This window comes from Cupriavidus sp. a3 (assembly GCF_051015765.1).
GTDB classification, from domain to species: Bacteria; Pseudomonadota; Gammaproteobacteria; order Burkholderiales; family Burkholderiaceae; genus Cupriavidus; species Cupriavidus oxalaticus_A.
The window spans coordinates 1,078,406-1,103,512 of record NZ_CP170644.1 but is presented as its reverse complement, the minus strand read 5'-3'; the positions used below and the strand labels follow the sequence as shown (position 1 = coordinate 1,103,512).

Below are 25,107 nucleotides of genomic sequence, written 5' to 3'. Positions count from 1 at the left end.
GGCTTTTGGCTCCTCAGATGACAAAGATCGACGAACCGGTGGTCTTGCGCGACTCCAGGTCGATATGCGCCTGCACCGCGTCTTCGAGCGCGTAGCGCTGGTTGATCTCGATCCGGATGCGGCCGGAGCCGACATGATCGAACAGTTCCCCGGCCAGTTGCGCCTTCTCGGCCGGATCGAAGATGTAGTCGGCCAGCGCCGGACGGGTCAGGAACAGCGAGCCCTTCATCGCCAGCAGCACCGGGTCGAACGGCGGGATCGGGCCGGAGGCCGTGCCGACGCAGACCATGGTGCCGCGGCGGCGCAGCGAATCCAGCGAAGACGTGAAGGTGCTCTTGCCGACGCTGTCGAACACCACCGACACGCCGACGCCGTCGGTCAGTTCGCGCACGCGCTTGGCCACGTCTTCATGGCTGTAGTTGATGATGTGGTCGCAGCCATGGGCACGCGCCACTTCGGCCTTGGCCTCGCTCGACACCGTGCCGATCACGGTCAGTCCCAGCAGCTTGGCCCACTGCGAAACGATCAGGCCCACGCCGCCGGCTGCCGCGTGCAGCAGGATGGTTTCGCCCGGCTGGAACGCATGGATGCGGCGCATCAGGTACGCCGAAGTCAGGCCGCGCATGGTCATCGCCGCCGCGGTCTCGAAGCCGATGGTGTCGGGCAGGCGGATCAGCGGCGCCGCCGGCACCAGGCGCTCGGTGCTGTAGGCGCCCAGCGTGTTGATAAAGCCGGTATACGTGACGCGATCGCCCACGGCGACGTTGGTCACGCCCGGGCCGATGGCCTGCACCACGCCCGAGGCTTCCACGCCCATGCCGGACGGCAGCGGCACCGGGTAGGTGCCGTTGCGGAAATAGGTGTCTGCGTAGTTCAGGCCCACCGCCACGTGGCGGATGCGCACCTGTCCCGCGCCGGGCTCTCCCACCGCCGCGTCTTCGTAACGCAACACTTCGGGGCCGCCAGTCTCATACATGCGGACGATCTTTGCCATGCAGTTGTCTCCTTGGAACGTTGCGGCACCGATGTGTGCCGCGCATGCTGCCAATGTAGGTCGCCGCGGCCGCGGCAGCTTTGCAATAGGCTCCAGCGGCTTTGCATTTCATGCCAAGCCCGCCTATCATGCCGCTGCAAAGACAATGCGGCGGCCTTCCCAAGGCCAGCCGCCATAAGCGGGAGACAACCTTGGACACCCTGGTACGTGCAGCAGCACTGACCAATTTCTTTGAAGTGGCCGGCGCGCTCGGCCTCAATACTCAGCCTTTGCTGCGCACCGCCAGGCTTAGCCGGGCGCTGCTGGCCGATCCGGACCAGCGCATCCCGGTAGGCGCCTGCGCCGCGCTGCTGGAAGCCGCGGCCAGGGCGGCGGACTGCCCCACCTTCGGCCTGCGCATGGCGGAATCCCGGCAGCTATCGGACTTTGGCGTGATGAGCCTGCTGATCAGCCAGCAGCCAACGCTGCGCGCCGCGCTCGCCACGATCATCCGCTACCGGCACCTGGTCAACGAATCGGTGTCGATCCTGCTGGAAGAGGCCGGCGGCGCGGTCATCATCCGCCAGGAAATCGTGCTCGACCAGCCTTCGCGCCAGGGCACCGAGCTGGCGCTGGGGGTGGTGTTCCGCCTGTGCCGGGCCTTGCTCGGCTCGCACTGGCGCCCGCTCAGCATCAACTTTACGCACCCGGCGCCCGCCGACCTGCGCGTGCACCGGCGCCTGTTTGGCTGCCCGCTCGAGTTCGACAGCGAATTCAACGGCATCGTGTGCCGGGCAGCCGACCTCGACGCGCCCAACCCGACCGGCGATCCGGCGATGGCGCGCTATGCCGAGCGCTTTGTCGACACGCTGCCGCGCATCAACTCGCCCAGCATCGGCCGCGATGTGCGCAATGCCGTCTACCTGATGCTGCCGATGGGCCGCGCCACCTGCGAAGCCGTGGCGCAGGGACTGGGACTGAGCCTGCGCACCATGCAGCGCCAGCTCGACGAAGCCGGCGAAACCTTCACCGATATCCTCAATGAAGTGCGGCGCGAACTGGCGCTGCGCTATGTGGAGAACCCGCAATACGCCATGCTGCGCGTGGCGGAGCTGCTGGGATACAGCTCGGCCAGCACGTTCACGCGCTGGTTCTCGCTCCAGTTCGGCGAGCCGCCGCTGGCATGGCGCCGGCGGCACGCAAACGGCAACACCAGCGGCAACGCAAGCGCTGCCGGTGCCGAGGCCACGCAACGATGAGCCCTTCGCACACCATCGGCGTGCATTTCGCGACAATCGGATAACGCGATGTCTTACTACCTGCGCAGCGCCAGCCTGACCAACTACGTTGAAGTGGCACGTGCCGTCGGCCTCGATCCGCACCAGCAGATGCGTGCGGCCAAGATCAGCCGCGACGTGCTGCTCGATCCCGATATCCGCATCCCTGCCGCGCTGGTGGGACGGCTGCTTGACGCGTCGGCACGCGCCGCGCAGGTGGACGACTTCGGCCTGCGCATGGCGGAGCTGCGCCAGTTCTCCAACCTGGGGCCGCTGGCCTTCGTGGTGCGCGAGCAGCCCACGCTGCGCCGCGCGCTGGAGTCCATGGTGCGATACATGGGCCTGCAGAACGAATCGCTGGCGATGCGCCTGGAGGAATCCGAAGGACTGGTCATCATCCGGCTCCAGGTCCTGAGCGAGGAATCCGGCGTGCTGCGCCAGGCCACCGACCTGGCCGTGGGCGTGATGTTCCGCATGCTGAGCCTGTTCCTGGGGACTTCGTGGCGCCCGCGCAGCATCTGCTTCACGCACCCCGCACCCGCCAGCGTGGCGACCTGCATGCGCGTGTTCGGCATCGACCCGCTGTTCAACCAGGACTTCGACGGCATCGTCTGCGCCGCCGCCGACCTGGAGGCCCCGCTGCCGTCCTACGACCCCGCGATGGCAGGCCAGGTCAAGCGCTACCTCGGCAGCCTGCTGGCCCAGGCCAACGCCACCGCGCCGGACAAGGTGCGCAAGCTGGTTTACGTCCTGCTGCCCACCGGCATGTGCTCGGTCGACCGGGTGGCGCAGCACCTGGGGGTGGACCGGCGCACCATCCACCGCCGCCTGGCGCGCGATCAGACCAGCTATTCCGAGATCCTGAACCAGGTGCGTGCGGGGCTGGTGGTCGGCTATATCGAGAACCCCGACAGGCCGCTGTCGGAGGTGGCCACGCTGCTGGGATTTACTTCACTGAGCACGTTTTCGCGCTGGTTCAGCGGCGAGTTCGGCTGCAGCGTGTCGAAGTGGCGGTCGCAGCAGGCGCAGCAAGCGCAGCACGCGTAGGCTCGAGGCGCGCCGGGATCAGGTTCCGCGCCGGGCCGCCTCGATTTTTGCGATATCGATTTTCCGCATCGTCATCATCGCTTCGAAGGCGCGCTTGGCCGCCGCGGGATCGGAATCGAATACCGCCGCGGTCAGCGCGCGCGGCGTGATCTGCCACGACAATCCCCACCGGTCCTTGCACCAGCCGCATTCGCTTTCCTGCCCGCCGTTGCCGACGATGGCATTCCACAGGCGGTCGGTTTCGGCCTGGTCGTCCGTCGCGATCTGGAAGGAAAACGCCTCGCTGTGCTTGAAATGCGGGCCGCCGTTGAGGCCAAGGCAGGGAATGCCGGCAACGGTGAACTCTACCGTCAGGACATCGCCTTGCTTGCCATCGGGATAGTCGCCGGGGGCGCGGTGGACGGCCTTGACAGCGCTGTCGGGGAAGGTCTCGGCATAGAAGTTCGCGGCATCCAGCGCGTCGCGGTCGTACCACAAACAGATCGTATTCTTGCTCGGCATGTTGTGTCTCCTTGGAAAGGTGAGCACGGGGCATCCGTGGTCGTCGAACACTCAAGGGCGCCGGCCAGGCCGCCCAGACGTCGATATTAGACTTATCTGGCCGCATCCCCAATATGCCGTGGACGCCATAAGCCGGCGCTAGCGTGCCCGCCCATCGCAGCAATTTGATCCGCCCCGCCCCCGAGGGGCGCGACGGTGGCGCCATCCAGACGCACTTGGTGGTCGAGGTACATGTAGTGCCATGAGAGCTTCGCCGCCCCTTTGGTCAGTACGCCTCTCGTCTGAGGAGCACCGGGATAGTGACAGGCGTGCCCATCATCCCGCCACGACTTCGCTAAGACCAACATGACGGTGGACAATCCGATCGGCCACCGTAGCGCCCGGCTATCCCCCCAATGCGGCCGACGCTTTTCCACGAAGGCCGCAATTCCCTCCTTCGCGTCGTCGGTCGCGGCCACCTGGCAGAACGTATCAAAGGCGTGCAGCCCGCCATGAGCCGCCAGGTGTGGATCTGCCGGTCGGCGACGATGCCGGTCACGCTCGCCGCAAGCACGGTGTGGACGCAGTTGCTGGAGATTACCGCCGGGCTGGTCGACGGCGGTGTGTGGCCAGCGCGTTCGGTCCGCAGGCCCGGTTCCTGATCCTGCCCCTTTCGGGGCATGGTTGCGCGGCACATTTCTCATTGTGAAAGCGTCGCTTATTGATCATTGCGGGGATCCATGACCGTCGCCTATCCTGTCCTAACCGGCACGGCGAATCTGTGCGGTACAAGACATAGCCGGACAAGAATTAACAATAACAAGGACAAGGGGAATCTCCCCAAATACGGGCTGATGCGAGAAGCATGCGCCGTCCGCGCGCTCGGCCTGACTGGAATCATGGGGTGAAACCATCGCACGCGGTGCAGTACCGGCCGTGAGCGGGATTCTCCGTTGACAAAACATGGCCGATGCATTCCTGTTCAGCAAACCCTTCACGTTTCTCGCCTGTCCCGGCATGCCGGAAGTCAGGTCCGGCGTCGATGCACTGGAATCGCTGCCCGGACATATGTTCTGGCTCGAGAACGAGGACTTCATCCGCAGCGTCCACGTGCCGGACTTCCTCGCACAGAGCCGCGCCGCCCTCGAGGCGGTGATGCCCGGCGGGGCCGCGCTGGTTGACGCGAAGGCCGACGAGATCCGGCGCAGCACGCATCTCATCTCCGCCCTGCAGCGCCTCGGCCCCGAAGCGGCCGCTGCCGCGCACTCGTACTGCTACTGGCGCTATTCCGCCGACGTACTCGGGCGCTCGCAAGGGATTCCGCGCAGTGCGATCGAGCGCCAGTTCGACCGCGCGGTCGCGCCGCGCGACGGTGCGCACAAGCTGGAATGGATCTGCCCTTGCTGCGATGGCCAGGCGCACTACCAGGTCGACGGACTGCTCGCGTCGCAACGCGTGGCACGGCAGGGCGGGTTCTCGGTGGAATGCCCGCATTGCGGGCATCGGGAGCGCCTGTATGCCGGCTTCCTGCACGCCGGCCGGCTGGAGTGTCAGTGCAGCATCTGCACCGGCTTCATCCAGACGCTGGCAGGCCAGCTTGCCAGGCCCGCTCGCAAGCTGGCGGGCGGGCTGGAAGCGTTTGCCTGGAAGCATGCCGTCGACACCATCGCGGAGATCCACGAACTGAAGGAGGCAGCCTTGCAGCGGCTGGCACGCGGCGATACGCCCTCGGACAACGCGATGGCGTTCGCGCATGCCGTGCAGGCGGATGCCGAACGCCCCCTGCCGGACATCCTCTGCCAGATCGATCCCACGCTCGAAGGCCGGCTCGACAAGAACCCCCGGGTGTGGGCGCTGCTGTGCGAGCTGCTGCAGGAAGGCGTACTCGACTGCGAGTGCACGATCTACGATCAGGACAAGTGCCAGCAGGTCGCGCTGGAGCTTGCGTTGCTCGACGACGACCCGGCAGCGGCCAATCCTGCGGCCCATGATCAGCTCACTACGCTGCTCAAGGGCTACGAGCCATCCAAGCGCGACACTTTCATCAGCTGGCTGCAGGCTCTCAAGCGCTTGCGGCTGTGCGTGGCGCGTTTCAATGTCGCCGTCGACGTGGCCTGGCGGCTCAGCGTGGAGCATTGCCGCATCCTGACCGCGCGGCAACCGGATGGCCCGGGCGCGGCTGGCCCCCATGCCAGCGGGCTGCCACGCTGGCAGCCCGCGCCGCGCCTGCGGCGACCGGACCGGCCGGTCTATCTCGACGCCGAGCTGGAAGCGGTGCAGCTGTTGAAGGCGCTCGGGTATATCGTGTTCAGTCCGGAGGATATCCGCTCGCAGCAGGACAACATGGAAGACATCTCGTAACGCGTTTTCCTGCTGAACCACGATCCCTGGCAACGCCTCTTGCGATGGACGGCTTTGGGCACTAATCCTATGAAGGACGCGTCCCCAAGGAGGCCCCATGGCGCAGTGCACAAAGTGCGGATGCGATAACACCGCGGGTGCCAACTTTTGCCAGCAGTGCGGCAGCGCCCTCGTCCGCCAGTGCCGCAGTTGCGGCCAAGCCCTGGCGCCGGCGGCGCGCTTCTGCAGTGCATGCGGCGAGCCTTGTGGGGAACCGGCACCCGCCGCGTCCACCGCGCCGGTCTCGCCGGTGTCCCCGGTGTCCTATACGCCACCCCACCTCGCCGAGCGCATCCGCAGCGAGCAGGCGGCGCTGGAAGCCCGCGGCGAGCCCGCCGGCGAGCGCAAGACCATCACCGTGCTGTTTGCGGACATGGCCGGCTCGACCGCGCTGATCCACGACCTGGATCCAGAGGACGCCCACCGGCTGATCACGCCGGTGATCGACCTGATGATGGAGGCGGTGCACTACTACGAGGGCTACGTTGCCAAGTCATTGGGCGACGGCATCCTGGCGCTGTTCGGCGCACCGATCGCGCACGAGGACCACCCCCAGCGTGCGCTCTACGCCGCGCTGCGCATGCAGAAGGCAATGCAGCGCCACAGCGACAGGCTCAGGCTGGAGCAAGGCATCTCGCTGCAGATCCGGGTCGGCATCCACACCGGCGAAGTGGTGGTGCGCTCGATCCGCAAGGACGATCTGCACACGGACTACGATCCGGTCGGCCACACCATCCACATCGCGTCGCGGATGGAAACCATGGCGGCGCTCTCGTCGATCTTCGTCAGCGAATCCACGCAGCGGCTTGCCGAAGGGTATTTCGCCTTCAAGCCGCTGGGCGTTGCGCAGGTCAAGGGCATTCCCATGCCGCTGGCCGTCTACGAGCTGACCGGCATCGGGCCGCTGCGTACACGCTTGCAGGTGTCGGCGCATCGGGGCCTGGCGTGCTTCGTCGGGCGCGGCCTGGAGCTGGAGACGTTGCACCAGGCACTGCAGCGATCCGCGGCGGGTCAGGGGCAGATCGTTGCGGTGGTCGGCGAGGCCGGAGTCGGCAAATCGCGGCTGTTCCATGAATTCAAGGCGCGTTCGCCGGGCAGCTGCCTGAAGCTGGAGACGTTCTCGGTGTCCCACGGCAAGGCCTTTGCCTACCTCCCGCTGATCGAGCTGGTGAAGAACTATTTCCAGATCGAGGCTCACGACGACGAACGGAAGGCCCGCGAAAAGGTGGCGGGCCGCGTGGTGATGCTCGACCGGGGACTGGAAGACGTGCTGCCATACCTGTTGCACCTGCTGGGCATCAGCGAGCCGGGCTCGGCGTTGCCGAACATGGATCCGCTGATCCGGCGCCAGCGCACCTTCGAGGCGATCACCACCCTGCTGGCGCGCGAGAGCCGCAACCAGCCGCTGGTGCTGCTGTTCGAGGACCTGCAATGGCTGGACAGCGAGACCGAAGCCTTCCTGGATGTACTCGTCGACCGCCTTGCCAACGCCAGGATCCTGCTGCTGCTGAACTACCGGCCCGAGTACCAGCATGGCTGGAGCCATCTTGACTGCTACACGCCGCTGCGGCTAGACCCGCTGGGCCTGGCGGAAGCCGGGCAACTGCTCACCGCGCTCCTCGGCGACGATCCGGCGCTGGCGGACCTCAAGCGCCTGATCCTGGCAAAGACCGAAGGCAATCCCTTCTTCATGGAAGAAGTGGTGCAAACCTTGTGCGAGGAAAAGGCGCTGCTTGGCGAGCCCGGCCACTACCGCATCGAGAAGACGCCCACGGCGCTCCATATCCCGACCACGGTACAGGGCGTGCTTGCCGCCCGCATCGACCGGCTGTCCCGTGCCGAGAAGGACTTGCTGCAAACCCTCGCCGTGATCGGGAAAGAGTTTACGCTCAGCCTGATCCAGCGGGTGGTCGCGCAACCCGATGAGCAGTTGCGCCCGCTGCTCGCCCAGCTGCAGGCGGGGGAATTTATCTACGAGCGGCCGGCCTTTCCCGACACCGAATACACCTTCAAGCATGCGCTGACCCAGGAAGTGGCCGGCAACAGCCTGCTGACGGAGCAGCGCACCGCGCTGCACCAGCGCACCGCCCAGGCGATCGAGGCCCTGTTCCAGAACCAGCTGAAGGACCACTACGGCGAACTGGCGCGGCATTACAGCCTCAGCGGCAACGACCCGAAGGCGGTGGAATACCTGCAGTACACGGGACAGCAGGCCATCCAGCGCTCGGCCTACCACGAGGCGATCAGCCACCTGAATGCCGCCCTGGAATTGCTCGGCCGCCAGCCGGACACCCCCGAACGCGCACACCAGGAGCTCGCGCTGCGGCTGGCCATCGGGCCGGCACTGATCGCCGCCCGGGGCTTTGCCGCCGCCGAGGTCGAGGCCACCTACAGCCGCGCGCTGGCCCTGTGCGGCCAGGGCGGCGACACGCTACAGCTGTTCCCGACGCTGGTCGGGCTGCGTACCTATTTCTCGCTGCGGGCGGAGCATGCGAAGGCTTACCGGCTGGGCAAGCAACTGCTGCGGCTGGCCGGGCGAACCAACGATCCGGAGCTGTCGGGAGAAGCGCATGTCGCGCTTGGGATGAGCGCGTATTACCTGGGCAGGTTCGGCATCGCGCATACCCATCTGCGCGCTGCCCTCGCGCTCTATGGCGCAGGACCGCATCTCACCCACCTGAATGTCCATGGCGTGGATCCCGAAGTGCGCGCCCTGTCGGCGTCAGCACTCGTGCTCTGGACGCTTGGCTATCCGGACCAGGCCCTCCAGTGCGCGCAGGACGGGCTTGCGCTGGCGCGGCAGATATCCCATCCCTTCAGTTTGGCGCATGCCCTGTGCCAGGCCGCGGAACTGCACCAGTTCCGCCGCGAGCCCCAACTCACGCAGGAATACGCCGATGCCGCCATCACGCTGTCGACCGAGCAGGGTTTCCCGCTGTGGCGCGCGTGGACCACCATCCTTCGCGGTTGGGCGCTAACGGAACAGGGGCAGCAGCAGGCAGGCATCGCGCTGATGCATGAAGGGCTGGACGCCTATCATGCGACCGGTGCGGTCCTGGGGAATTCGCACTTCCACTGCCTGCTGGCACACGCCTACGGACGCCAGGGACAATGGCAGGCGGGGCTGGACGCGCTTGCCGTGGCGAAGGACGCGGTGGACCAGACCGGGGAGCACTATTGCGACGCGGAATGGCACCGCCTGAACGGCGAGCTGGTACGGCAACGGTCGGCTGCCGAGGGGCGGCCTGAAGGCGACGCCGAAGCGCAAGCGTGTTTCGACAAGGCGATGGAAGTGGCTCGCCACCAGCATGCCAGGTCGCTGGAATTGCGGGCCGCGCTGGACCTGGCGCAGCTATGGCGGCAGCAAGGCAAGGAGCAAGCGGCCATCCAGTTGCTGGCGGGCATCCGGGCCGGGCTGACGGAAGGCTTCGACAGCGCGGACATGCAGGCCGTGGCCGCCCGTTGATGCCATGCCAGCGTCCGGGCCGCGGCAACAGGCAGGCGCCGCGACCTTCACGATCCTGTTCGGCGCCTTCGACCGCCACAACTTCGGCGACCTGCTGCTCGCGCATGTGGTGCGGCGCATGATCGGCCAGCACCGCACCAGTGACAAACTCTATTTCGGAGGTCTTGCCGGGCGCGACCTGAGGCGCCATGGCGGCCACCGGGTCCGCGCGCTGGCGCATCTGTCCGCCACCGTGGGCGACGCCGCCGTCGAGGTCATCCACGTGGGCGGCGAAATCCTGACGTGCTCGCCGTGGGAAGCCGCCGTGATGCTGCTGCCGCCTGACGAGGCCGGCGCAGTGGTAGCGCGGCTCGATAGCCATCCGCGCGAGCGCACGGCGTGGGCGCGGCGGCAACTGGGCGTGCCGGACCTTGCTCCCTACCTGTTGCCTGCCACTTTGTTTGCCAATGTCAGGCGCGTCATTGTCCACGCCGCCGGTGGCATTGACCTGGGATCGGTCGAGTCCGGCATGCGGGCCGAAGTGGTGGCCAAGCTCGGCGCCGCCACCAGTGTCGGCGTCAGGGACCGGCAAACCCGGGCCGTGCTCGCCGCGAACGGCATCGATTGCCGCCTGGAGCCGGATCCGGCGGTGCTAGTGGCTGAACTGTTCGGCGATCGCATCCGCCGGCGCGCCGGCCATGGCGAATGCGCCCGCATCGGGTCGGGTTTCCCGGGCGGATACCTGGCGGTGCAGTGCAGCGCCGATTTTGGCGACGACGAAACCCTTGCACAGCTGGCCTCCCAACTCGAGCGCGTCGCCCGGGACAGGCACCTGGGCGTGGTGCTGTTCCGCGCCGGCGCCGCGCCATGGCATGACGACCTGGCTTGCTACCAACGCCTTGCCGCACGGCTGCGCAGCGCGCACGTCGCGCTCTTTGGCTCGCTCGACCTGTGGGACATCTGCGCGTTGGTCGCGCACAGCCAGGGCTTCATCGGCAGCAGCCTGCACGGCGGCATTGTCGCAGGCGCCTTTGGCTTGCCGAGGCTGGGCCTGCTGCGGCCCGGGCAACCGCCCGAAGCCAGCAAGCAGGTTGCGTTCGCCTCGGCCTGGGGCGCGGCCGGCGCGCCGGCGGCCGTACCCGTAGAGAAACTTGCGGCGAGCATGGACCAGGCGTTGGCAATCGGGCTTGCACAGCGCAGCGCGCTGGCCCGCGAATGGGCCGCCGCGTGCCGTGCCGCGTTCAAGCTGGTTCAGGACGGCTAGCACCGGTGGCTCAACGCAAAACGGCGCGACAGGGCAACTGCCCCGTCGCGCCGTCGATCCCTTGCGGGCAGGAGACTCAGTGCCCGGCGCTCTGGCCGCCGTCGACATGCAGGATCTCGCCCGTCACGAACGGCGCGCGGTCAAGGTACAGCACGGCGTCGACGATATCGCGCATCTCGCCCATATGCCCCACCGGATGCAGCGCGCCCAGCGCCTCATGCGTTTCCTTCGGGTGCATCGGCGACTTGATGATGCCGGGCGACACCGCGTTGGCGCGGATGCCGGTCTTCGCATACTCGATCGCCAGCGATTTCGTCGCCGCGCTCAGCCCGCCCTTGGTCAGCGAGGCCAGCACCGACGGCACGCCGCTGATGGCATGGTCGACCAGGCTGGTGGTGATGCTGACCACATGGCCGCTGCGCTGCTTCTCCATTTCGGCAATGGCCAGCTGCGTGATATGGAAGAAGCCCGTCAGGTTGATACCCGTGACAGTGGCATAGTCCTCGTCGGTATAGCTGGTGAACGGCTTGGCGACGAAGATGCCGGCATTGTTGACCAGCGTATCGATGCGGCCGAACTTCGCCACGGCTTCGGCGATGACGCGGCGCGCCGTTGCGGGGTCGGCGATATCGCCGGGAACGGCCAGGATGTCCGCGTCGTCCGACGGCTTGATGCTGCGCGCGGTGGCGACCACGCGATGGCCGCGCTCGCGGAATGCCTTGACCAGTTCCGCGCCGATGCCCTGCGATGCGCCGGTGATGACGACAACCTTCTGTGCTGCACTCATTTTCTTACCTCGATGTCAGTTGATTCGGCCTTCGGGTCCTTCAGGTCCTTCGGGCCGATCGGGCCGACGGCTCCGATGGGCTCAAATCTAGGAGAACCGTCCCGTGGTTCGAAGACCTCGGCGGAACAAACAGTTATGCACGCGCGGAACAAATGGCGCAGGAAGCACCGTTGCCAAGGCGGCGAAACGTCGACTCCCGGCCGCTTTTCCGCACGCTAGACGGCCGCCATCGACTTCTGGCAAAGGCCCACATATGATGGGAACACCGCTTCCCGCCACCCGATGCACCGCCTGATCCGACCCGATGAAAAGGCAATTCGATGACCTCCAGCTCGGCAGCATCGAGCTGTTCTGCCTGGCCGCCGAACTGGGCAGCTTCACCGCCGCCGCGGTCGCGGCCGGCGTGACGCCGCCTGCAGTCAGCCGCACCGTGCAGCGGCTGGAAGAACGGCTGGGGGTACGCCTGTTCGTGCGCACCACGCGGCAGATCCGCCTGACCGACGAAGGCCGGCTGTATTTCGAGCAAAGCCGGGGCGCGCTGGCGCAGCTATTGGATGCGGAGCGGCAGGTCAGCGGCCAGCGCGCAGCGCCCGCGGGCCGCTTGCGGATCAGCCTGCCGACGCCCTATGCCCACTACCGCGTGCTGCCGGTCCTGCCGGCGTTCCGGGCGCAGTACCCGGAAGTCGAGGTCGACGTGCATATCAGCAACCGCAACGTCGATTTCGCGGACGACACCTATGACCTGTCGGTGCGCGGCCGCGCGCCGGACGACTCGAACCTGATTGCGCGCAAGCTGGAGGATGCCGAGCTGGTGGTCGTGGCAACGCCCGCCTACCTGCAGCGCGCCGGCACGCCCCGGTCACTGGAAGACCTGCTCAGGCATGAATGCATCCAGTTCGAACGCCCCAGCAGCGGCCGGCGCATTCCCTGGACCTTCCGCGTCAATGGCGAAGACACCGATATCGTCACCACCGGCGGCTATGCGGCGACCGAGGACATCCTCGGCGGGGCCACGCTGGTCCGCGCCGGAGCGGGCCTGTTCCAGACCTATCGCTTCGTGGTGGAACAGGACCTGCGCGACGGCACGCTGGTGGAAGTCTTGCAGGAATTCAGCGGCAGTACGCGGCCGTTCGTGCTGCTCTACCCGTCGGCGCGGCACGTGACGCGCCGCGTGCGCGTCTTCGTCGACTTCCTGGTGGAGAAGTTTTCCGCGTAAATCTCCACGCGGAGCGCTCACGCAGGCTTGAGCTGCGCAATCACCACGAGGATCACCGCTGCATTGGCGGGCTGCTGGAAATGCGCGGAAATGGTCCGTGCATGGCCGGCCTTGTCCCCCAGCACATCGCGGAACAGGTCCGAAGCCCCGTCGAGGACCGCGGGCTGGTCGAACCAGCCCGGCGCGCTGGCAATGTGGCCGTCGACGCGAACGATATGGTCCAGGCGCTCGAAGCCACCCAGGCAGTCATCGATCTGCGCCAGCACGTTGAGAGCCGCGAGTTCGGCGGCCAGCTTGCCCTGCCCGACCGTCAGGTCCTTGCCGACCTGGCCTTGCCAGGCCACCTTGCCGTCCTGCAATGGCAACTGGCCGGAGATGAAGAGCAGGTCTCCCGCCTGGCTGACGGCGGTATAGCTGCCCAGTGGTTGCGGGGGCCGCGGCAGCGCCAGTCCGCGCGCCGAAAGTCGTTCATGTACGGACATCATGTATTCCAGTCTGGTCGGGTGTGCTGTGAATCGGGAGTGCCGTGCGGCTGGCCTGAATGGCGGCAGCGCAGTCTTCGGCCTTCTCCTGTCAGGCTCAGTTTAGGTGCGCATTGACCGGGAATACAGGCACCGGCGGGAACAGGAATAGAAACGCCATGGAACAAATCCGCGTGCCCGTCGGGGGCCGCTTCGCGAACGAAGGGCCCGGACGGGTCCGGCGGTCAATACCTGCCAATGTCTAATCGTTCGCAGGTTCCCCCTTGGACTTCAGCAGCACATGCCGCCCTTCGCTGACGGTCCCGTTCTTGCCAACGGCGTAGAGCACGTAGTCGCCGGCAATCGCCAGCCCTGGCAGCGGCGGCGCGGTGACCTCCAGCTTGCCGTCGTTGTGAAGCCGCACCGGCAGCTTCACGTACCGGTTTCCCCAGGTCCAGTTGTGCGTGATCGGACCGGTACGAACCAGCGCCACCGACTCGACCTCAGTACCGGAGACGTCGAGCTTGAAGCTGTTGCCGTAGTGGATGCTGTTGGGACTTTGGGTGATGACCGGCTTCGCGCCCTTGAAGAAATACGGCGGCTTGTAGAACTCGATGACCGGTACGGCGGCGTCACGCTGCGCCTGCGTCTGCGGCGATCCCGGTATCAGGTTGACCCGGTTGCCGCCCATCACCCATACACCGCCATTTGGCATCAGCAGCGCAGTGGAATGGTCATGCCGTGGCACCGGCGAAGTGGCCACGTCGGTCCTGCTGCCGTCGGCCGGATTGTACAGCTGGTAGACCAGGCTGTTGACGTCGCCCTCGGCACCACCAACGACCAGCAGCTTCCCGTCCGGCAGCACGACCACATTGTTCTGGGAGACCGGCTGGGCCAGGTTGCTAAGGGACGTCCATTTTGGCGTCGCGCTGGAGAAGTTGATGGTTTCCGCAACCGCCGATCCCGGTGTGTTGCCGCCATTCGATCCGCCGAACAGGAACACGTTTTGCGACCACGTGCCATCCGCGTTGATCGTTACCATGATGGCCCCGGCACCACTGTCGTGGGCATTCTGCGCGGTATCGACATATTGCCAATGGTTTTGCGCCGGCGTGGCGATCAGCGGATCGGCCAGCGCTGCCTGGACATCGAACAGGTAGGTCTTGCCGCTGTAGAAGAACGGGTCATATCCGCGGATGTTGAGGCCGCCCGTTTCCCCGGGCAGGGGCGGCACGACTTCGGATGTCACCGCGACCTTCCAGTCCTTCTCGCCAGGGCCGGTCTGGACCACAAAGGCGCGCGGATACATTGGCAGCAGCTTGCGCGCGCTCTCCAGCGCCACCGTCGTGTCCGTCTTGGGGTCGTACACCTCGGGTACCGCCTGCCGTACCTTGGTGGCGCTCGCGTTGCCCGCCCCCACGCTGGTATCCTGGTCCGAGCCGGACAGCACCAGGATCTTCCCGTCGGGCAGGGTCACGGCGGTGGGGTACCACCGCTGGTACTTCAGGTCCGAGGGGAGCGGCGGGTCGGTATTGTTCTCATCGAGGGGATTGCAATGCGACAAGGTGCCGGTCGGATCCGATTCAAAGCCTGACCTGACGCAGGGCGTGGGCCTGAATACCCATTGCTCGGTCTTGGGGTCGAATATATTGACCTTCCTGCCGCCATTGTTGCCGCCCTTGTCATGCAACCCGACTACATAGATGCGGCCATCGATGCCAGCCACGTGGCCATTGCAGAACAGGTTATATCCCAGTCCCCTGGAAAAGCCTGCGTCCGAAAAGAACGGATCGGTATGGCTGATGTCCGCGCTGGTCAGGTCGGCGATAGCCGTCTTGGTGAATATGCCGGTATCGATCAGGGACTGCAGTCCACAGACATCCACGATCTGGGTGTTTTCACGTTCGAGGTCGGAGCTGTAGCGCGACCAGCCGCTTTCGTCGAGTTGTCCGAGCCCGAAACCGCCCTGTACCAGTTCGATGTACTTCTGGTTGAATCCCGGGAAGCCACCACCCTGCACCGGCGGATTCAGATAGTGCTTCGGCTTGTACTCAGATGGCCGCATCCAGATCAGCATTTTCGGGCATTCCGCGTACTTCTTATTCCATATCAGCGAGGTGTGGATGAAATCCTTGTGCACGGGAATCAGACCGCTGTTTACCCCACATACCGTCGCACCCGCGGCAGGGCATGCCTCCACCGCCGCAGCGGTACCGGCCGGCGCGGCGATAAGCCAGAACGAGCATGTGCCTGTCAGCGCCAGTGACAGGGCCTTACGACGATTTGCCATACGACCACCTTTGAAGCCATCAATGCAGGAAACAGCCGGGAGGACTGCAGCCAGCAGTGCCCCCAGCCCTTGAAAAGCTGTTTCAACCAAGGTACTGGTGGCGCCCTCCTTCTCTGATTTCCGTGGCGCATTTGGCTATGCCCTGGACATGCGGTGCACCCGCAGCGTCGCAAGACAGGGAAGCGCGCGGGACGACATCCCTGGTCTCGGCTGCGCCCTCCAATACTGCCTTCGGGCGGTAGCTTCACTGCCAACTTGAGCGCGTGCCGGCATCGCCGGCCCACGCCCGGCATCTCCCCGGAATAGCGAATTGATTCAAATGGCTAAGCGAGATCGGTGCCAACCGGGCTAGCGTCTTGATTCTGTTCGGAAATTTTGCGGTGGAAGAATTGCCGGCCAGCGCAAACCGGAAAGAACGTTTCAGAGAGGAGACAACTACGTCGGGGCTCGTATGTCTCTAGCGGGGCAATGAGCCGTCAATCTCTTGCAGTTTGTGCCGCGAGCTAAAACTCGAAATTGCCGCCAGTGGCCGCGCGCACGGCGCCCCCCGTCGTGATCCACCGTGCCCTCGCATCGAAACTTCGGCCCTGCCCGCGGTTCTAATTTTTATATGCTGAGCAAATTGTCTGCCAATCGGCGCACCATCTGGTTCTGGTCTGCAGTCGGCACCGTGGCGGCGCTGATCGCCCTGGCCGTGCTGTCCCCGCCCGTCAAGGGCTTTGCCGACCAGGCCATCGCCTGGGCCCAGGCAACGATGGAACAGCATCCCGGGGCTGGCGCGCTGGTTTTCTTCCTGTTCTCCGCCGTATCTGCCATGCTCGCTTTCGCCTCGAGCGTGGTCCTGGTGCCGCCGGCCAGCGCCGTGTTTGGCAAGCCCCTCACCGTTCTTCTGCTCTGGGGCGGCTGGGTGCTGGGCGCGGTTGCCGCCTACGGCATCGGCCGTCTCGCCTATCCGTTGCTTGCCCGCAGCGGTTATGCGGACAAGCTGGCGAAGTACCAGGACTACGTATCGAAGCGCATCAGATTCTGGGCGGTGCTGCTGTTCTGCATCGCGGTGCCGTCCGAAATTCCCGGCTATCTTTTTGGCACGATGCGCTACCCCTTCGCGAAGTTCCTGGCCGCCATCGCCATCGCCGAAGCGGGCTATGCGATTGGCATCGTCGTCGCGGGCGAGAGCCTGGCGATCGACCGGCCCCTGCCCTTCTTCATCGCCGCCGGCATCCTGGCGGTCGTCGCGGTGCTGGCGGGACTGGCGCTGCGTACGGCCAGGAAGCACAAGGCTGGCGGCCTGCGTCGGCGCTGAGGCGGGCGTCGGCTCAGATCAGGTCGTTGCGGGCAGTCCCCGGGTGAATATAGGATTACCGGCACAAAAGACATACGCTGACGAGCCGATTCCCTGATCCACACACGGAGACAAGCCTTGACCACGAAATATCGATTCGCCTTGGGCCTGCTGGCCACGGCAAGCCTGATTGCCGCTACGCCGGCCTCGGCACAAGGGCAGTGGCCGAACAAACCCATCCGCTTTGTCGTGCCTTTCGCCGCTGGCGGCGCCAATGACCTGATGGCGCGCGCCGCGGCCGAGGGCGCTTCCAAGGAGCTGGGGCAGACCGTACTGGTCGAGAACCGCCCGGGCGCCGGTGGCACCGTCGGCGCGGACGTGGTGGCCAAGAGCAAGCCCGATGGCTACACCTTCCTGATCAGCGCCGCCGGTGTCATTTCCAACAGCATGATCAAGAAGTCGATGCCGTTCAAGGACGACGACCTGGTGCCGGTCGCCATGATCGGCCTCGCGCCGTCGGTGATCGTCGTGCCGAAGAACGCGCCCTACAAGGACTTGCGCGACTTTGTCGAGGCCTCGAAGAAAGGCACCGGCTTCAACTTCGCCACCGCGGGAACCGGCAGCACGCCCCACTTTGTCGCCGAGATCCTGAACGTAAAGTACGGCGCGAAGCTGCAGCCGGTGCCGTACAAGAGCGGGTCGGAGAGCACCACGGCAGTGCTGGGCGGCCAGGTGGAGGGCACCTCCGAGGCCAGCATCATCGCGCTGCCGCACATCCTGCACGAAGGCAAGTTCAAGGCGCTGGCCACGACCTGGACGCAGCGCATCTCGGCCTACCCGCAGCTCTCCACCGCGGTCGAGCAGGGTTTTCCGGATTTGCAGATCGCCCACTGGGCCGGTGTCCACGCGCCCAAGGGCACGCCCAACGCCATTCTCGACAAGGTCGCCGCGGCGGTCGACAAGGCCATGAAAGATCCCGACGCCTCCGCCAAGCTGAAGGCCGTCGGCATCGAGCCGATCGGCGGCACGCGTGCGGATTTCGTGAAGTTCGTCAATGCGGAACGGAAGCGGCTGGGCGAGATCGTCAAGGCGGCCAGGATGCAGGAGAAGTGATGGCAGCGCAGGCCGTCGCAATGGCCTGCGCTGTCAGCGCATCCTGCGACGAAGGACTGGTCGCGCGCGGGGCGTTAGTAGGCAAGCTTCGGCATGAACTGCCCACGCCCCTCGGGCGTCATGTCGAGCAGGCCCCAGAGCGCACTGACGGCGTCGCCGGATCGATGATCCGTGCCAACGTCCGCCGGTGCCCAGGTAAGGTCGCTGCCCCAGAAGTGGCGGACCTTGCCGTGGTCGAGACGGAATACGTTGAATGCGGTGTCGTCCCATTCCTCGCCGGGCTTCCCGCCGCTCAACGCCCGGATCTGCGCCGGCAGTTTCGTTGAGTCTCCGAAATAGTCGGCGTCGTAGCTGTTGCCCGCGGTCGAGAGGAACTGAAGATGCGCCCATCCCCGTTCGCGCGCCCACGCGACCAGCCGCGCGATGGGCGACTTGGCGACGATATAGAGCGCAGCACGCTGGCCGACATGCCTGGCCGCGCCGTTGACGGAGTCGAGCAAGAGCGTGCACATCGGGCATGGCGTATCGCGGTCCGGGCCGTACATGAAGCTGTACAGGACCAGGGTGGGATGCGGGCCGAACAGCCCGGACATTGCGACCGTTTCGGGCATGCCGTTCGCGCCGATCCGCTCGAACACGTAGTCCTGCGGCACTTCGCCGCCTGGCGGCAGCGCGCGGCGCTGCGCCGCGACGGCCTCGATATGCCTTCGCAACGCAATTTCCTCTTCAAGCAGTGCGTTCCGCGCCTTGCGGTACTCGGCGCTTTCGTTGGGGTAAGTGACGTGCAACATGCTAGCCTCCTGCGGTTGCTCCCTGTTAGGCTTGTCGACGCCGGGATCGGTTCTCCGCGCCTTCGAGCACACCGGCATAGACGCGATCCGATAGCACCGCAGCATAGGGTTCACGCGGCCATAGCCGCGATGACCGCGCCCAGGATGCGCATGCCTTCCTCAATCTGCCGGGTCGTCAGGCTGGCATAGCCCAGCACCAGCCCGGCCGGTCGTGTGGGTCCTGGCGACGGCGGCAAGGCAAACAGCGGCGACAACGGATAAACGCCCACGTCCTGCTCCCGCGCGGCAGCCGCCAGCGCCGCTTCGTCCCGCGGGCGCAGCGACGGCAGCCACAGCACCACATGCAGGCCGGCCGCCGTGCCGCTGACCTCGGCATCCGCGGGCAGGTAGCGGGCAATGCCATCCAGCAACGCCGCACGGCGGCGCTCGTTCTCCCGGCGCATGCGCCGCACATGGCGTTCGTAGGCGCCGCTCTCGATCAGCGCGGCCAGCGCGCGCTGCTCCAGCACCGGCGCATGGCGGTCGGCCAGCCGCTTGGCCTGCCGGAACACCGGCACCAGTTCGGCAGGGAGCACCAGGTAGCCGAGCCGCAGTTGCGGCGACAATGCCTTGGAGAGGGTGCCGACGTAGATCACGCGTCCGTCGGTGTCGATCGACTGCAGCGTGTCGATCGGGCGCTGGCCGTAGCGGAACTCGCCGTCGTAGTCGTCTTCGACGATCCAGGCATCGTGGCGCTGTGCCCATTGCAGCAATTCCATGCGCCGGCCGACCGGCAGCACGCCACCCAGCGGGAACTGGTGCGATGGCGTCACGTATGCCAGGCGGACGCGCTCGTGCTGCGGCAGGCTGGCGGTATCCAGTCCGTGTTCGTCCGCGGGCGTGGGCAGGCAGGTGGCGCCGGTCGCCGCGAAGCAGCACCGGGCCATCAGGTAGCCGGGATCTTCAAAGGCGAAGGCGTCGCCGGCATCCAGCAGCAGCCGCGCGCACAGGTCGATGGCCTGTTGCGAGCCGTTCACCACCACGATTTGCGCGGGCTCGCAGGCAAGCCCGCGGGCCCGCCGCAGATAGCCCTGCAGGGCGCGGCGCAGCGCAGGGTCGCCCTCCGGCGCCGCATAGTAAAGGCCGTCCTGCTGACGCAGCAGTTCGGCCTGATAGGCGCGCCGCCACGCCAGCGTAGGGAAATCCCGCGACGCCACCGCGCCATAGCGGAAGTCGAAACGAAGCGGTTCCGCGTCGGGGAATGCCGGCATGCCGATGTCCGCCAGCCGGCGTGCAAAGCGGGACAGCGGCAAACGGGAGGCAAGGCGCGGCGTCCCGGCCGCGCTGGCAGGCGCCGGCGCCGTCAGCGCATTGGCAACCCGCGCCGCGCGCCCCGCCGACGTGACGAGAAAGCCTTCGGCCGCCAACTGCTCATAGGCCGCGGTGACCGTGGTGCGGGATACCCCCAGCTCGGCTGCCAGCGCCCGCGTGGACGGTGCGGGCGCGCCCGGCGGCAGCACGCCGTCCGAGATCTGGCCGCGCAGCAGGTCGTAGATGCGGCGTCCCGCGCCGCTGGCGCCCGGCCGCGGGCCGTTGGGTCGGGGAAACTGGCCCATAAAAAATCCTGAAAACTGGACCTTCCGATTGTGCCAGTTACAGGAGACAGTATCTACGACGCCAGGACACCCGTTCGCCCCATGTACATCCCCGCCCACTTCGCAGAAACCCGCCCAGAAGAACTTGCGCGCATCATTCGCGCGCACCCGCTCGGCATGCTGGTCACCCAGGCAAGCGGCACGCTGGATGCCGACCACATTCCGTTCGAGTTCGACGCCGACGCGGGCTCGCACGGCGTGCTCAGCGCCCACGTGGCGCGTGCCAACCCGGTCTGGCAGCGCTGCCCTTCCGGCACGCCGGTGATGGTCGTCTTTCGCGGCGCCGAGGCCTACATCTCGCCAAACTGGTACCCGAGCAAGCACGAGACGCACCGCCTGGTGCCGACCTGGAACTACGAGGTGGTGCACGCGCACGGCACGCTCACCGTGCATGACGACGAACGCTTCGTCCGGCGCATCGTCGCGCGCCTGACGCGCCGGCACGAAGCGGACGAGCCCAGGCCGTGGAAGATGGGCGACTCCACGCCCGAATTCATCGACGGCATGCTGCGCCATATCGTCGGCATCGAGATCGCCGTCACTGCGCTGCAGGGCAAGGTCAAGCTGAGCCAGAACCGGGAAGCGCGCGACCGGCTGGGTGCCGCGGAATCGCTGCAAGCGCGGGGATTCGGCGAACTCGCGCAGTCCATGCGTCGTGCCGGGTAAGGCAGGCAAGTAAAAGAGCAAGTAAAAGCGCAAGCAAGCAATCGGCATAGGGGGCAGCCCATCGGGCTGCATCCCCTGCCACACCACCCGGCATGCGGGTCCGCACCGGGCGGTTCGAGAGGTTGAGGTCAGACGAGACGGGGCAGTCCCAGACTATCGAAGTAGGCAGTGGTCAGCACCCGATGAATCGCCGATAGGCTGTTGTGCCACCAGCGACGGCTTAACGCCGCCACCGACTGCGCCACCGGTAGTGAGGCCCCCAGGCGAAGCAGTTCGCGGTGGATAGTCTTGCCCCTGCGCCACTGTTTGAGCTGCAAGGCCCGAAGCCGCCGCCTTATCCAGCTGTCCAACTCACGCCAGATTCTGGAGGTCTGCGCCAGCCCGAAGTAGGCTTTCCAGCCCAGCAGGTAAGGGCGCAACTGATCGACTACGGCTTGGAGGCTGCGCCCACCATTGCGCCGCGTCAGTACCCTGACACGCTGTTTGAACGCCGCCATTGGCTTAGCAGCCACCACACGTTTGATCACACCGTCCCGGGCTTGCCATAGGCCATACCCAAGGAACTTGCGACCAAATACCGGCGCCACGGCGCTTTTGGCTTCGTTAACTTTCAGCTTGAGGCGGTCATAGAGCCTTCGTAGCAGAGCCATCACCCGCTCGCCAGCGCGACGACTGCCAACGTAGACGTTGCAGTCATCGGCATACCGCGCGAAGCAGTGACCCCGCCACTCTAACTCCTTGTCCACCTCATCTAGCAAGACGTTGGCCAGCAGCGGCGACAGGGGACCACCTTGCGGCGTTCCCTGATGCCGTTCCATGACCACCCCGCCATCCATGATTCCCGCGTTCAGGTAGGCTCGTATCAGCCGGATGATCCCGGCGTCGGCGATGCGTTGCCTTAGGCGGTCGATCAGAATGTCGTGGTTGACCCGGTCGAAGAACTTCTCCAAGTCCACGTCCACCACCACATGACGGCCCGACTGCACGAACGACTGAGCGGCTAACACCGCATCATGTGCCCGCCGTCCAGGCCGAAACCCGTAGCTATGCTTGCTGAAGGTCGGGTCAAGCAGCGGTTGCAGGACTTGCAGCAGCGCCTGCTGGATCAGCCGATCCGTCACCGTCGGGATGCCAAGCTCGCGCTCGCCACCTTCCGCCTTCGGGATCGTCACCCGTCGTACCGGACTGGGCCGGTACGTCCCCCGCAGCAGTTCCTCACGGATACGAGGCCACTCGGACGCCAGTTTGCGCGACGTCTGGTCAATGTCCAGTCCACACCCGCCGACCCCTTGTTCGCCCGCACCCGTTTGAACGCCTGCCGCAAGTTCTCGCGCGTCAGCGCCGCTTCCAGCAGCGCCGACCCTGTGCCGTCCGTTTCATGCCGCGGGATTTCGGCTTCGCCGCGACACACTCCATCCGGGGCTTCACCCCTGGCTTCGGTGTCCCGCCCCGCTCGCGCGGGCTTCTGGCGCCTGGCCTCCAACATCGTCATGGCTTCTGACACTTCCTCTCGTTCGGCCCTTCGCCAATAGCTCCAACCTTGCCGGTCTGTCCTCTGGCTACTACGGCCTCTGCTGACTCCTCACTCCGGCTCGACGCCGTTACCCTTTCGGGATCGAGGTGAGGTCTCCCCAGGTAAGAACGCACTCCTTCATCGCACAGCCGCCACATTTACGCTGCCTCGCCTTGATCACAAGAGCTTCGCGGTTTCTCGCCCGCTCGCCCTGCTCAGCCGCGCCTTCTATGTGGTTCTTGTTCATCGGCTCACGATTTACGCTCCACGCTTCCTCCCCACGCTCGGTCGCCCTCACGCAGTTGCGCTTCGCTTCGTTCGCTGTGATCAGCTTACGGTGGGACTTGCACCCACAAGAGTGCGCCCATGCTGGGCGCACAAAAGAAGCGAGCCGCACGGGCTCGCCCCTTTTTCCTACGCCTGCCTCCGCATTATTGCGTCGCGCAGGTAAAGCTCGATGCCAGGTTCACATCGCCGGCGCCGTTGTACTTCGGCCAGCTCGGGTATTCGCACAGCGGCCGCGTGCGGCCCGGCACGCCGACCGTGTCGGTCACCGTCAGCGAAGCCGGCGCGGTGCCCTGCTCGACCCACTTCTCAAGCGCCGTCAGCGAGTCCCACGAAGCATTGAACACCGAGCTTATCGAGTGTCCGTAGCCCGGGATTTCGTAGTAACGCATGAAGTTGGCGACATTGCCCGCGCCCATCGTTCCCTGTACGCGCGTGAAGTAGTCCTCGGTCGCGCGCGTGCTGACCAGCGCATCGGACTTGCCGTGCGCCATCAGGATCTTGCCGCCCTTGTTCATGAACGCGGACAGGTCGGTCTTGTTGATGTCCTGCAGCCCGGCAAGCTGGCTGATGCGGTCCTGCCAGGGCCCCGGGTTCTGCGGGTCGAGCGTCAGCGAGTTGAAGGTCGGATCGCGCGTGACGAAGTAGCGCACCCACTGGTCCCAGAACACGCTCATGTACGGCGCGGTAGCGGGCATCGGATTGACCGGGGCATCGATGTTGAGCGCCAGGGCAATGACTGTCGGCTGGACGGATGCGTTGCCGGCCAAGCCGAGGTCGGCGCCCCAGACGTTGAAGCCCGGATACTGCGTCTCGCCGCTGCCCAGCGCATAGCCGAACACGATCTGCGAGTTGTACACCTTCAGCGCGTTGATCTGCGCGTCGGACAGGCACGTGTCCCCGGCGTCGGCGCCGTTGGCGCAGCGGACCGGCTGGCCGTTGAGCATGGCCGTGGATGGGTCGAAGCTGGCATTGCAGGCGGCGACATTGCTGATCAGGCCGTCCTTGACGCCGTCGAGGTCGTCGCACGCGGCAATGGCGGCGTCGTATAGCACCTTGCGCTTGGGCTGGTTCGGGTAGGCGCCCGGCGCGGCCAGCGCGCGGGTGATGCGGCCGAACTGCAGGTCCAGGCTGGCGGCATTCCAGGCGGGATAGAGCACGATGGCGCCATCCCAGTCCTGCGGCCAGCGCTGCACCACGGCCAGCGCTTCGCGGCCGCCGGTCGATCCGCCGGCAAAGTAGGCCTTCTTCGGGCCATCGGCCTGGTAGTGCATCTGGATCAGCGCGATCGCCACGTCGCGCGTCTTCTTCAGCGCGTCGCTGGCATAGTTGCGCAGCGCCTCGTCATTGACGCCGAACGAGCCGTCGCGGCTGCCGAGCGCACCCGCCTGGTGGCCGGAATCGCTGGCGAAGGTGGCATAGCCGCGCGCCAGTGGCGAGGGCTGGTCAGTCGGTCCGGCCGGCACATTGCCTGCCGTGTTGGGAATGGTCCCGTCATAGCCGCCGCCGCCGAACATCACCACCTTCTGGTTCCAGCTGGCGGGCATGTTTATCTCGAACCGGATCGGTGGCGCCGTCGGATCGACGGGCGCGATGGTCCCCGTTACCTTGCAATACGCGCCAGTGCCCAGCTGCCCGCCGCCGGTAGCCGGCACCATGTCGGTCTCGGCAACCGTTGCGCCCTTGGTAGGCAGGCCGATGCTGCTCGCGGGGACGGTCTTGCCCGGCAAGTTCTGGCACGATACCGGGGTCTTTACCGGCGGGGGATGATCGTTGTCACCGTCACCGCCGCCGCAGGCACTCAGCACAAGGCCGGCCACGGTCGCAACGAGGACGGGAGCCAGTTTGAAGGTCACTGGCAAAACTCTGCTTTGCAAGTCGGTTGACATTTGTCTTCTCCACGGGGTCTCCTGGGACGGGATAGCGCCGCCGGGACCTCGGCCCCGGCGGGATAATCCTCGGTGCCTGCGTCTGCATTCGGCATGCCAGCACGCAGGTGATGAGACGGATGTGGAGCGTGAAATATGTTCCGTATTGCCGAAGCGGAGGGCCGGGTGTTTGCCGGATGCGCGCGTCACACGCGCACCCGGGCCGGCGACCGGAAGTTCTTTCAATCGAATCGGGAAGGACCTGCAAACGGCGCGGCAGGCCGCCGGCGATTCAGCGATAGAAGAGCACGCCCG

General features: G+C 66.0%; 18 protein-coding genes and 1 pseudogene. 10 read left to right on the top strand and 9 right to left on the bottom strand.

All coding sequences use genetic code 11. The annotated features are described in order from the left end of the window. Positions 1 to 13: 13 nt before the first annotated feature. Positions 14 to 994: a quinone oxidoreductase family protein gene (locus tag ACAD63_RS26840; protein ID WP_133094618.1), complete on the bottom strand. Its 981-nt coding sequence runs from the start codon at positions 992 to 994 to the stop codon at positions 14 to 16. A gap of 191 nt (positions 995 to 1,185) precedes the next feature. On the opposite strand from ACAD63_RS26840, the gene ACAD63_RS26835 reads away from it, so the two are divergent. Next, positions 1,186 to 2,232, top strand: a complete 1,047-nt coding sequence (locus ACAD63_RS26835; RefSeq protein ID WP_434034630.1) for an AraC family transcriptional regulator — start codon at positions 1,186 to 1,188, stop codon at positions 2,230 to 2,232. Positions 2,233 to 2,280: 48 nt separating this feature from the next. After that, positions 2,281 to 3,297, top strand: coding sequence for an AraC family transcriptional regulator (locus ACAD63_RS26830; protein WP_135702734.1), 1,017 nt, complete (start codon positions 2,281 to 2,283; stop codon positions 3,295 to 3,297). 18 nt (positions 3,298 to 3,315) lie between these two features. Here the strand turns inward: ACAD63_RS26830 and ACAD63_RS26825 are convergent, their stop codons facing one another. Further along, entirely contained in the window at positions 3,316 to 3,798 is a 483-nt protein-coding gene (locus tag ACAD63_RS26825; RefSeq protein ID WP_133094750.1) for a VOC family protein, read from the bottom strand. 395 nt (positions 3,799 to 4,193) lie between these two features. Here ACAD63_RS26825 and ACAD63_RS26820 point away from each other — a divergent pair, with 395 nt between their 5' ends. The 4 genes from ACAD63_RS26820 (at position 4,194) to ACAD63_RS26805 (ending at position 10,886) form a co-directional block, all read left to right on the top strand. Further along, complete coding sequence (locus ACAD63_RS26820) at positions 4,194 to 4,439, top strand: hypothetical protein (protein WP_205751615.1); 246 nt, start codon at positions 4,194 to 4,196, stop codon at positions 4,437 to 4,439. 301 nt (positions 4,440 to 4,740) lie between these two features. Further along, the gene (locus tag ACAD63_RS26815) at positions 4,741 to 6,138 is read left to right on the top strand and encodes a hypothetical protein (protein WP_135702735.1); all 1,398 of its coding nucleotides are present in this window, start codon (positions 4,741 to 4,743) and stop codon (positions 6,136 to 6,138) included. A 97-nt stretch (positions 6,139 to 6,235) separates the two neighbouring features. Then, positions 6,236 to 9,643 (top strand): adenylate/guanylate cyclase domain-containing protein, encoded by a 3,408-nt coding sequence (locus ACAD63_RS26810; protein WP_434034629.1) that lies wholly within the window; start codon positions 6,236 to 6,238, stop codon positions 9,641 to 9,643. Positions 9,644 to 9,647: 4 nt separating this feature from the next. After that, positions 9,648 to 10,886, top strand: coding sequence for a polysaccharide pyruvyl transferase family protein (locus tag ACAD63_RS26805; RefSeq protein ID WP_434034628.1), 1,239 nt, complete (start codon positions 9,648 to 9,650; stop codon positions 10,884 to 10,886). Positions 10,887 to 10,962: 76 nt separating this feature from the next. On the opposite strand, the gene ACAD63_RS26800 is transcribed toward ACAD63_RS26805, so the two are convergent. Further along, positions 10,963 to 11,673 carry an SDR family NAD(P)-dependent oxidoreductase gene (locus tag ACAD63_RS26800; RefSeq protein WP_135702738.1) on the bottom strand — a complete coding sequence of 237 codons (711 nt, stop codon included), beginning with the start codon at positions 11,671 to 11,673 and terminating at the stop codon, positions 10,963 to 10,965. Between the two features lie 304 nt (positions 11,674 to 11,977). Here ACAD63_RS26800 and ACAD63_RS26795 point away from each other — a divergent pair, with 304 nt between their 5' ends. Further along, positions 11,978 to 12,889, top strand: a complete 912-nt coding sequence (locus ACAD63_RS26795) for a LysR family transcriptional regulator (RefSeq protein WP_135702739.1) — start codon at positions 11,978 to 11,980, stop codon at positions 12,887 to 12,889. Positions 12,890 to 12,906: 17 nt separating this feature from the next. On the opposite strand, the gene ACAD63_RS26790 is transcribed toward ACAD63_RS26795, so the two are convergent. Both ACAD63_RS26790 and ACAD63_RS26785 read right to left on the bottom strand, forming a co-directional pair. Next, on the bottom strand, positions 12,907 to 13,371 hold the full coding sequence (locus ACAD63_RS26790; protein ID WP_135703942.1) for a RidA family protein: 465 nt from the start codon (positions 13,369 to 13,371) through the stop codon (positions 12,907 to 12,909). A 241-nt stretch (positions 13,372 to 13,612) separates the two neighbouring features. Further along, complete coding sequence (locus ACAD63_RS26785; RefSeq protein WP_434034627.1) at positions 13,613 to 15,730, bottom strand: galactose oxidase-like domain-containing protein; 2,118 nt, start codon at positions 15,728 to 15,730, stop codon at positions 13,613 to 13,615. A gap of 580 nt (positions 15,731 to 16,310) precedes the next feature. Between ACAD63_RS26785 and ACAD63_RS26780 the strand changes: the two genes are divergently transcribed. Both ACAD63_RS26780 and ACAD63_RS26775 read left to right on the top strand, forming a co-directional pair. Further along, positions 16,311 to 16,943: a TVP38/TMEM64 family protein gene (locus ACAD63_RS26780; RefSeq protein WP_368671209.1), complete on the top strand. Its 633-nt coding sequence runs from the start codon at positions 16,311 to 16,313 to the stop codon at positions 16,941 to 16,943. A 141-nt stretch (positions 16,944 to 17,084) separates the two neighbouring features. After that, the gene (locus tag ACAD63_RS26775) at positions 17,085 to 18,035 is read left to right on the top strand and encodes a Bug family tripartite tricarboxylate transporter substrate binding protein (protein WP_240745854.1); all 951 of its coding nucleotides are present in this window, start codon (positions 17,085 to 17,087) and stop codon (positions 18,033 to 18,035) included. A gap of 74 nt (positions 18,036 to 18,109) precedes the next feature. Here the strand turns inward: ACAD63_RS26775 and ACAD63_RS26770 are convergent, their stop codons facing one another. Then, positions 18,110 to 18,826 (bottom strand): DUF899 family protein, encoded by a 717-nt coding sequence (locus ACAD63_RS26770; RefSeq protein ID WP_135702743.1) that lies wholly within the window; start codon positions 18,824 to 18,826, stop codon positions 18,110 to 18,112. Positions 18,827 to 18,936: 110 nt separating this feature from the next. Next, positions 18,937 to 20,421 carry a PLP-dependent aminotransferase family protein gene (locus ACAD63_RS26765; RefSeq protein WP_135702744.1) on the bottom strand — a complete coding sequence of 495 codons (1,485 nt, stop codon included), beginning with the start codon at positions 20,419 to 20,421 and terminating at the stop codon, positions 18,937 to 18,939. Positions 20,422 to 20,502: 81 nt separating this feature from the next. On the opposite strand from ACAD63_RS26765, the gene ACAD63_RS26760 reads away from it, so the two are divergent. Beyond that, entirely contained in the window at positions 20,503 to 21,126 is a 624-nt protein-coding gene (locus ACAD63_RS26760; protein ID WP_135702745.1) for an FMN-binding negative transcriptional regulator, read from the top strand. A gap of 128 nt (positions 21,127 to 21,254) precedes the next feature. On the opposite strand, the pseudogene ltrA reads toward ACAD63_RS26760, so the two are convergent. Further along, positions 21,255 to 22,618, bottom strand: a pseudogene (gene ltrA, locus ACAD63_RS26755) (group II intron reverse transcriptase/maturase). Positions 22,619 to 23,070: 452 nt separating this feature from the next. Beyond that, positions 23,071 to 24,813, bottom strand: a complete 1,743-nt coding sequence (locus ACAD63_RS26750; RefSeq protein ID WP_135702746.1) for a tannase/feruloyl esterase family alpha/beta hydrolase — start codon at positions 24,811 to 24,813, stop codon at positions 23,071 to 23,073. Positions 24,814 to 25,107: the final 294 nt, after the last annotated feature.

Bases quoted from the DNA above. Each gene is read 5' to 3' on its own strand.
- ACAD63_RS26840 (WP_133094618.1), bottom strand. From the start codon at position 994: ATGGCAAAGATCGTCCGCATGTATGAGACTGGCGGCCCCGAAGTGTTG.
- ACAD63_RS26830 (WP_135702734.1), top strand. From the start codon at position 2,281: ATGTCTTACTACCTGCGCAGCGCCAGCCTGACCAACTACGTTGAAGTG.
- ACAD63_RS26825 (WP_133094750.1), bottom strand. From the start codon at position 3,798: ATGCCGAGCAAGAATACGATCTGTTTGTGGTACGACCGCGACGCGCTG.
- ACAD63_RS26820 (WP_205751615.1), top strand. From the start codon at position 4,194: ATGCGGCCGACGCTTTTCCACGAAGGCCGCAATTCCCTCCTTCGCGTC.
- ACAD63_RS26815 (WP_135702735.1), top strand. From the start codon at position 4,741: ATGGCCGATGCATTCCTGTTCAGCAAACCCTTCACGTTTCTCGCCTGT.
- ACAD63_RS26810 (WP_434034629.1), top strand. From the start codon at position 6,236: ATGGCGCAGTGCACAAAGTGCGGATGCGATAACACCGCGGGTGCCAAC.
- ACAD63_RS26805 (WP_434034628.1), top strand. From the start codon at position 9,648: ATGCCAGCGTCCGGGCCGCGGCAACAGGCAGGCGCCGCGACCTTCACG.
- ACAD63_RS26800 (WP_135702738.1), bottom strand. From the start codon at position 11,673: ATGAGTGCAGCACAGAAGGTTGTCGTCATCACCGGCGCATCGCAGGGC.
- ACAD63_RS26795 (WP_135702739.1), top strand. From the start codon at position 11,978: ATGAAAAGGCAATTCGATGACCTCCAGCTCGGCAGCATCGAGCTGTTC.
- ACAD63_RS26790 (WP_135703942.1), bottom strand. From the start codon at position 13,371: ATGTCCGTACATGAACGACTTTCGGCGCGCGGACTGGCGCTGCCGCGG.
- ACAD63_RS26770 (WP_135702743.1), bottom strand. From the start codon at position 18,826: ATGTTGCACGTCACTTACCCCAACGAAAGCGCCGAGTACCGCAAGGCG.
- ACAD63_RS26765 (WP_135702744.1), bottom strand. From the start codon at position 20,421: ATGGGCCAGTTTCCCCGACCCAACGGCCCGCGGCCGGGCGCCAGCGGC.
- ACAD63_RS26760 (WP_135702745.1), top strand. From the start codon at position 20,503: ATGTACATCCCCGCCCACTTCGCAGAAACCCGCCCAGAAGAACTTGCG.
- ACAD63_RS26750 (WP_135702746.1), bottom strand. From the start codon at position 24,813: ATGTCAACCGACTTGCAAAGCAGAGTTTTGCCAGTGACCTTCAAACTG.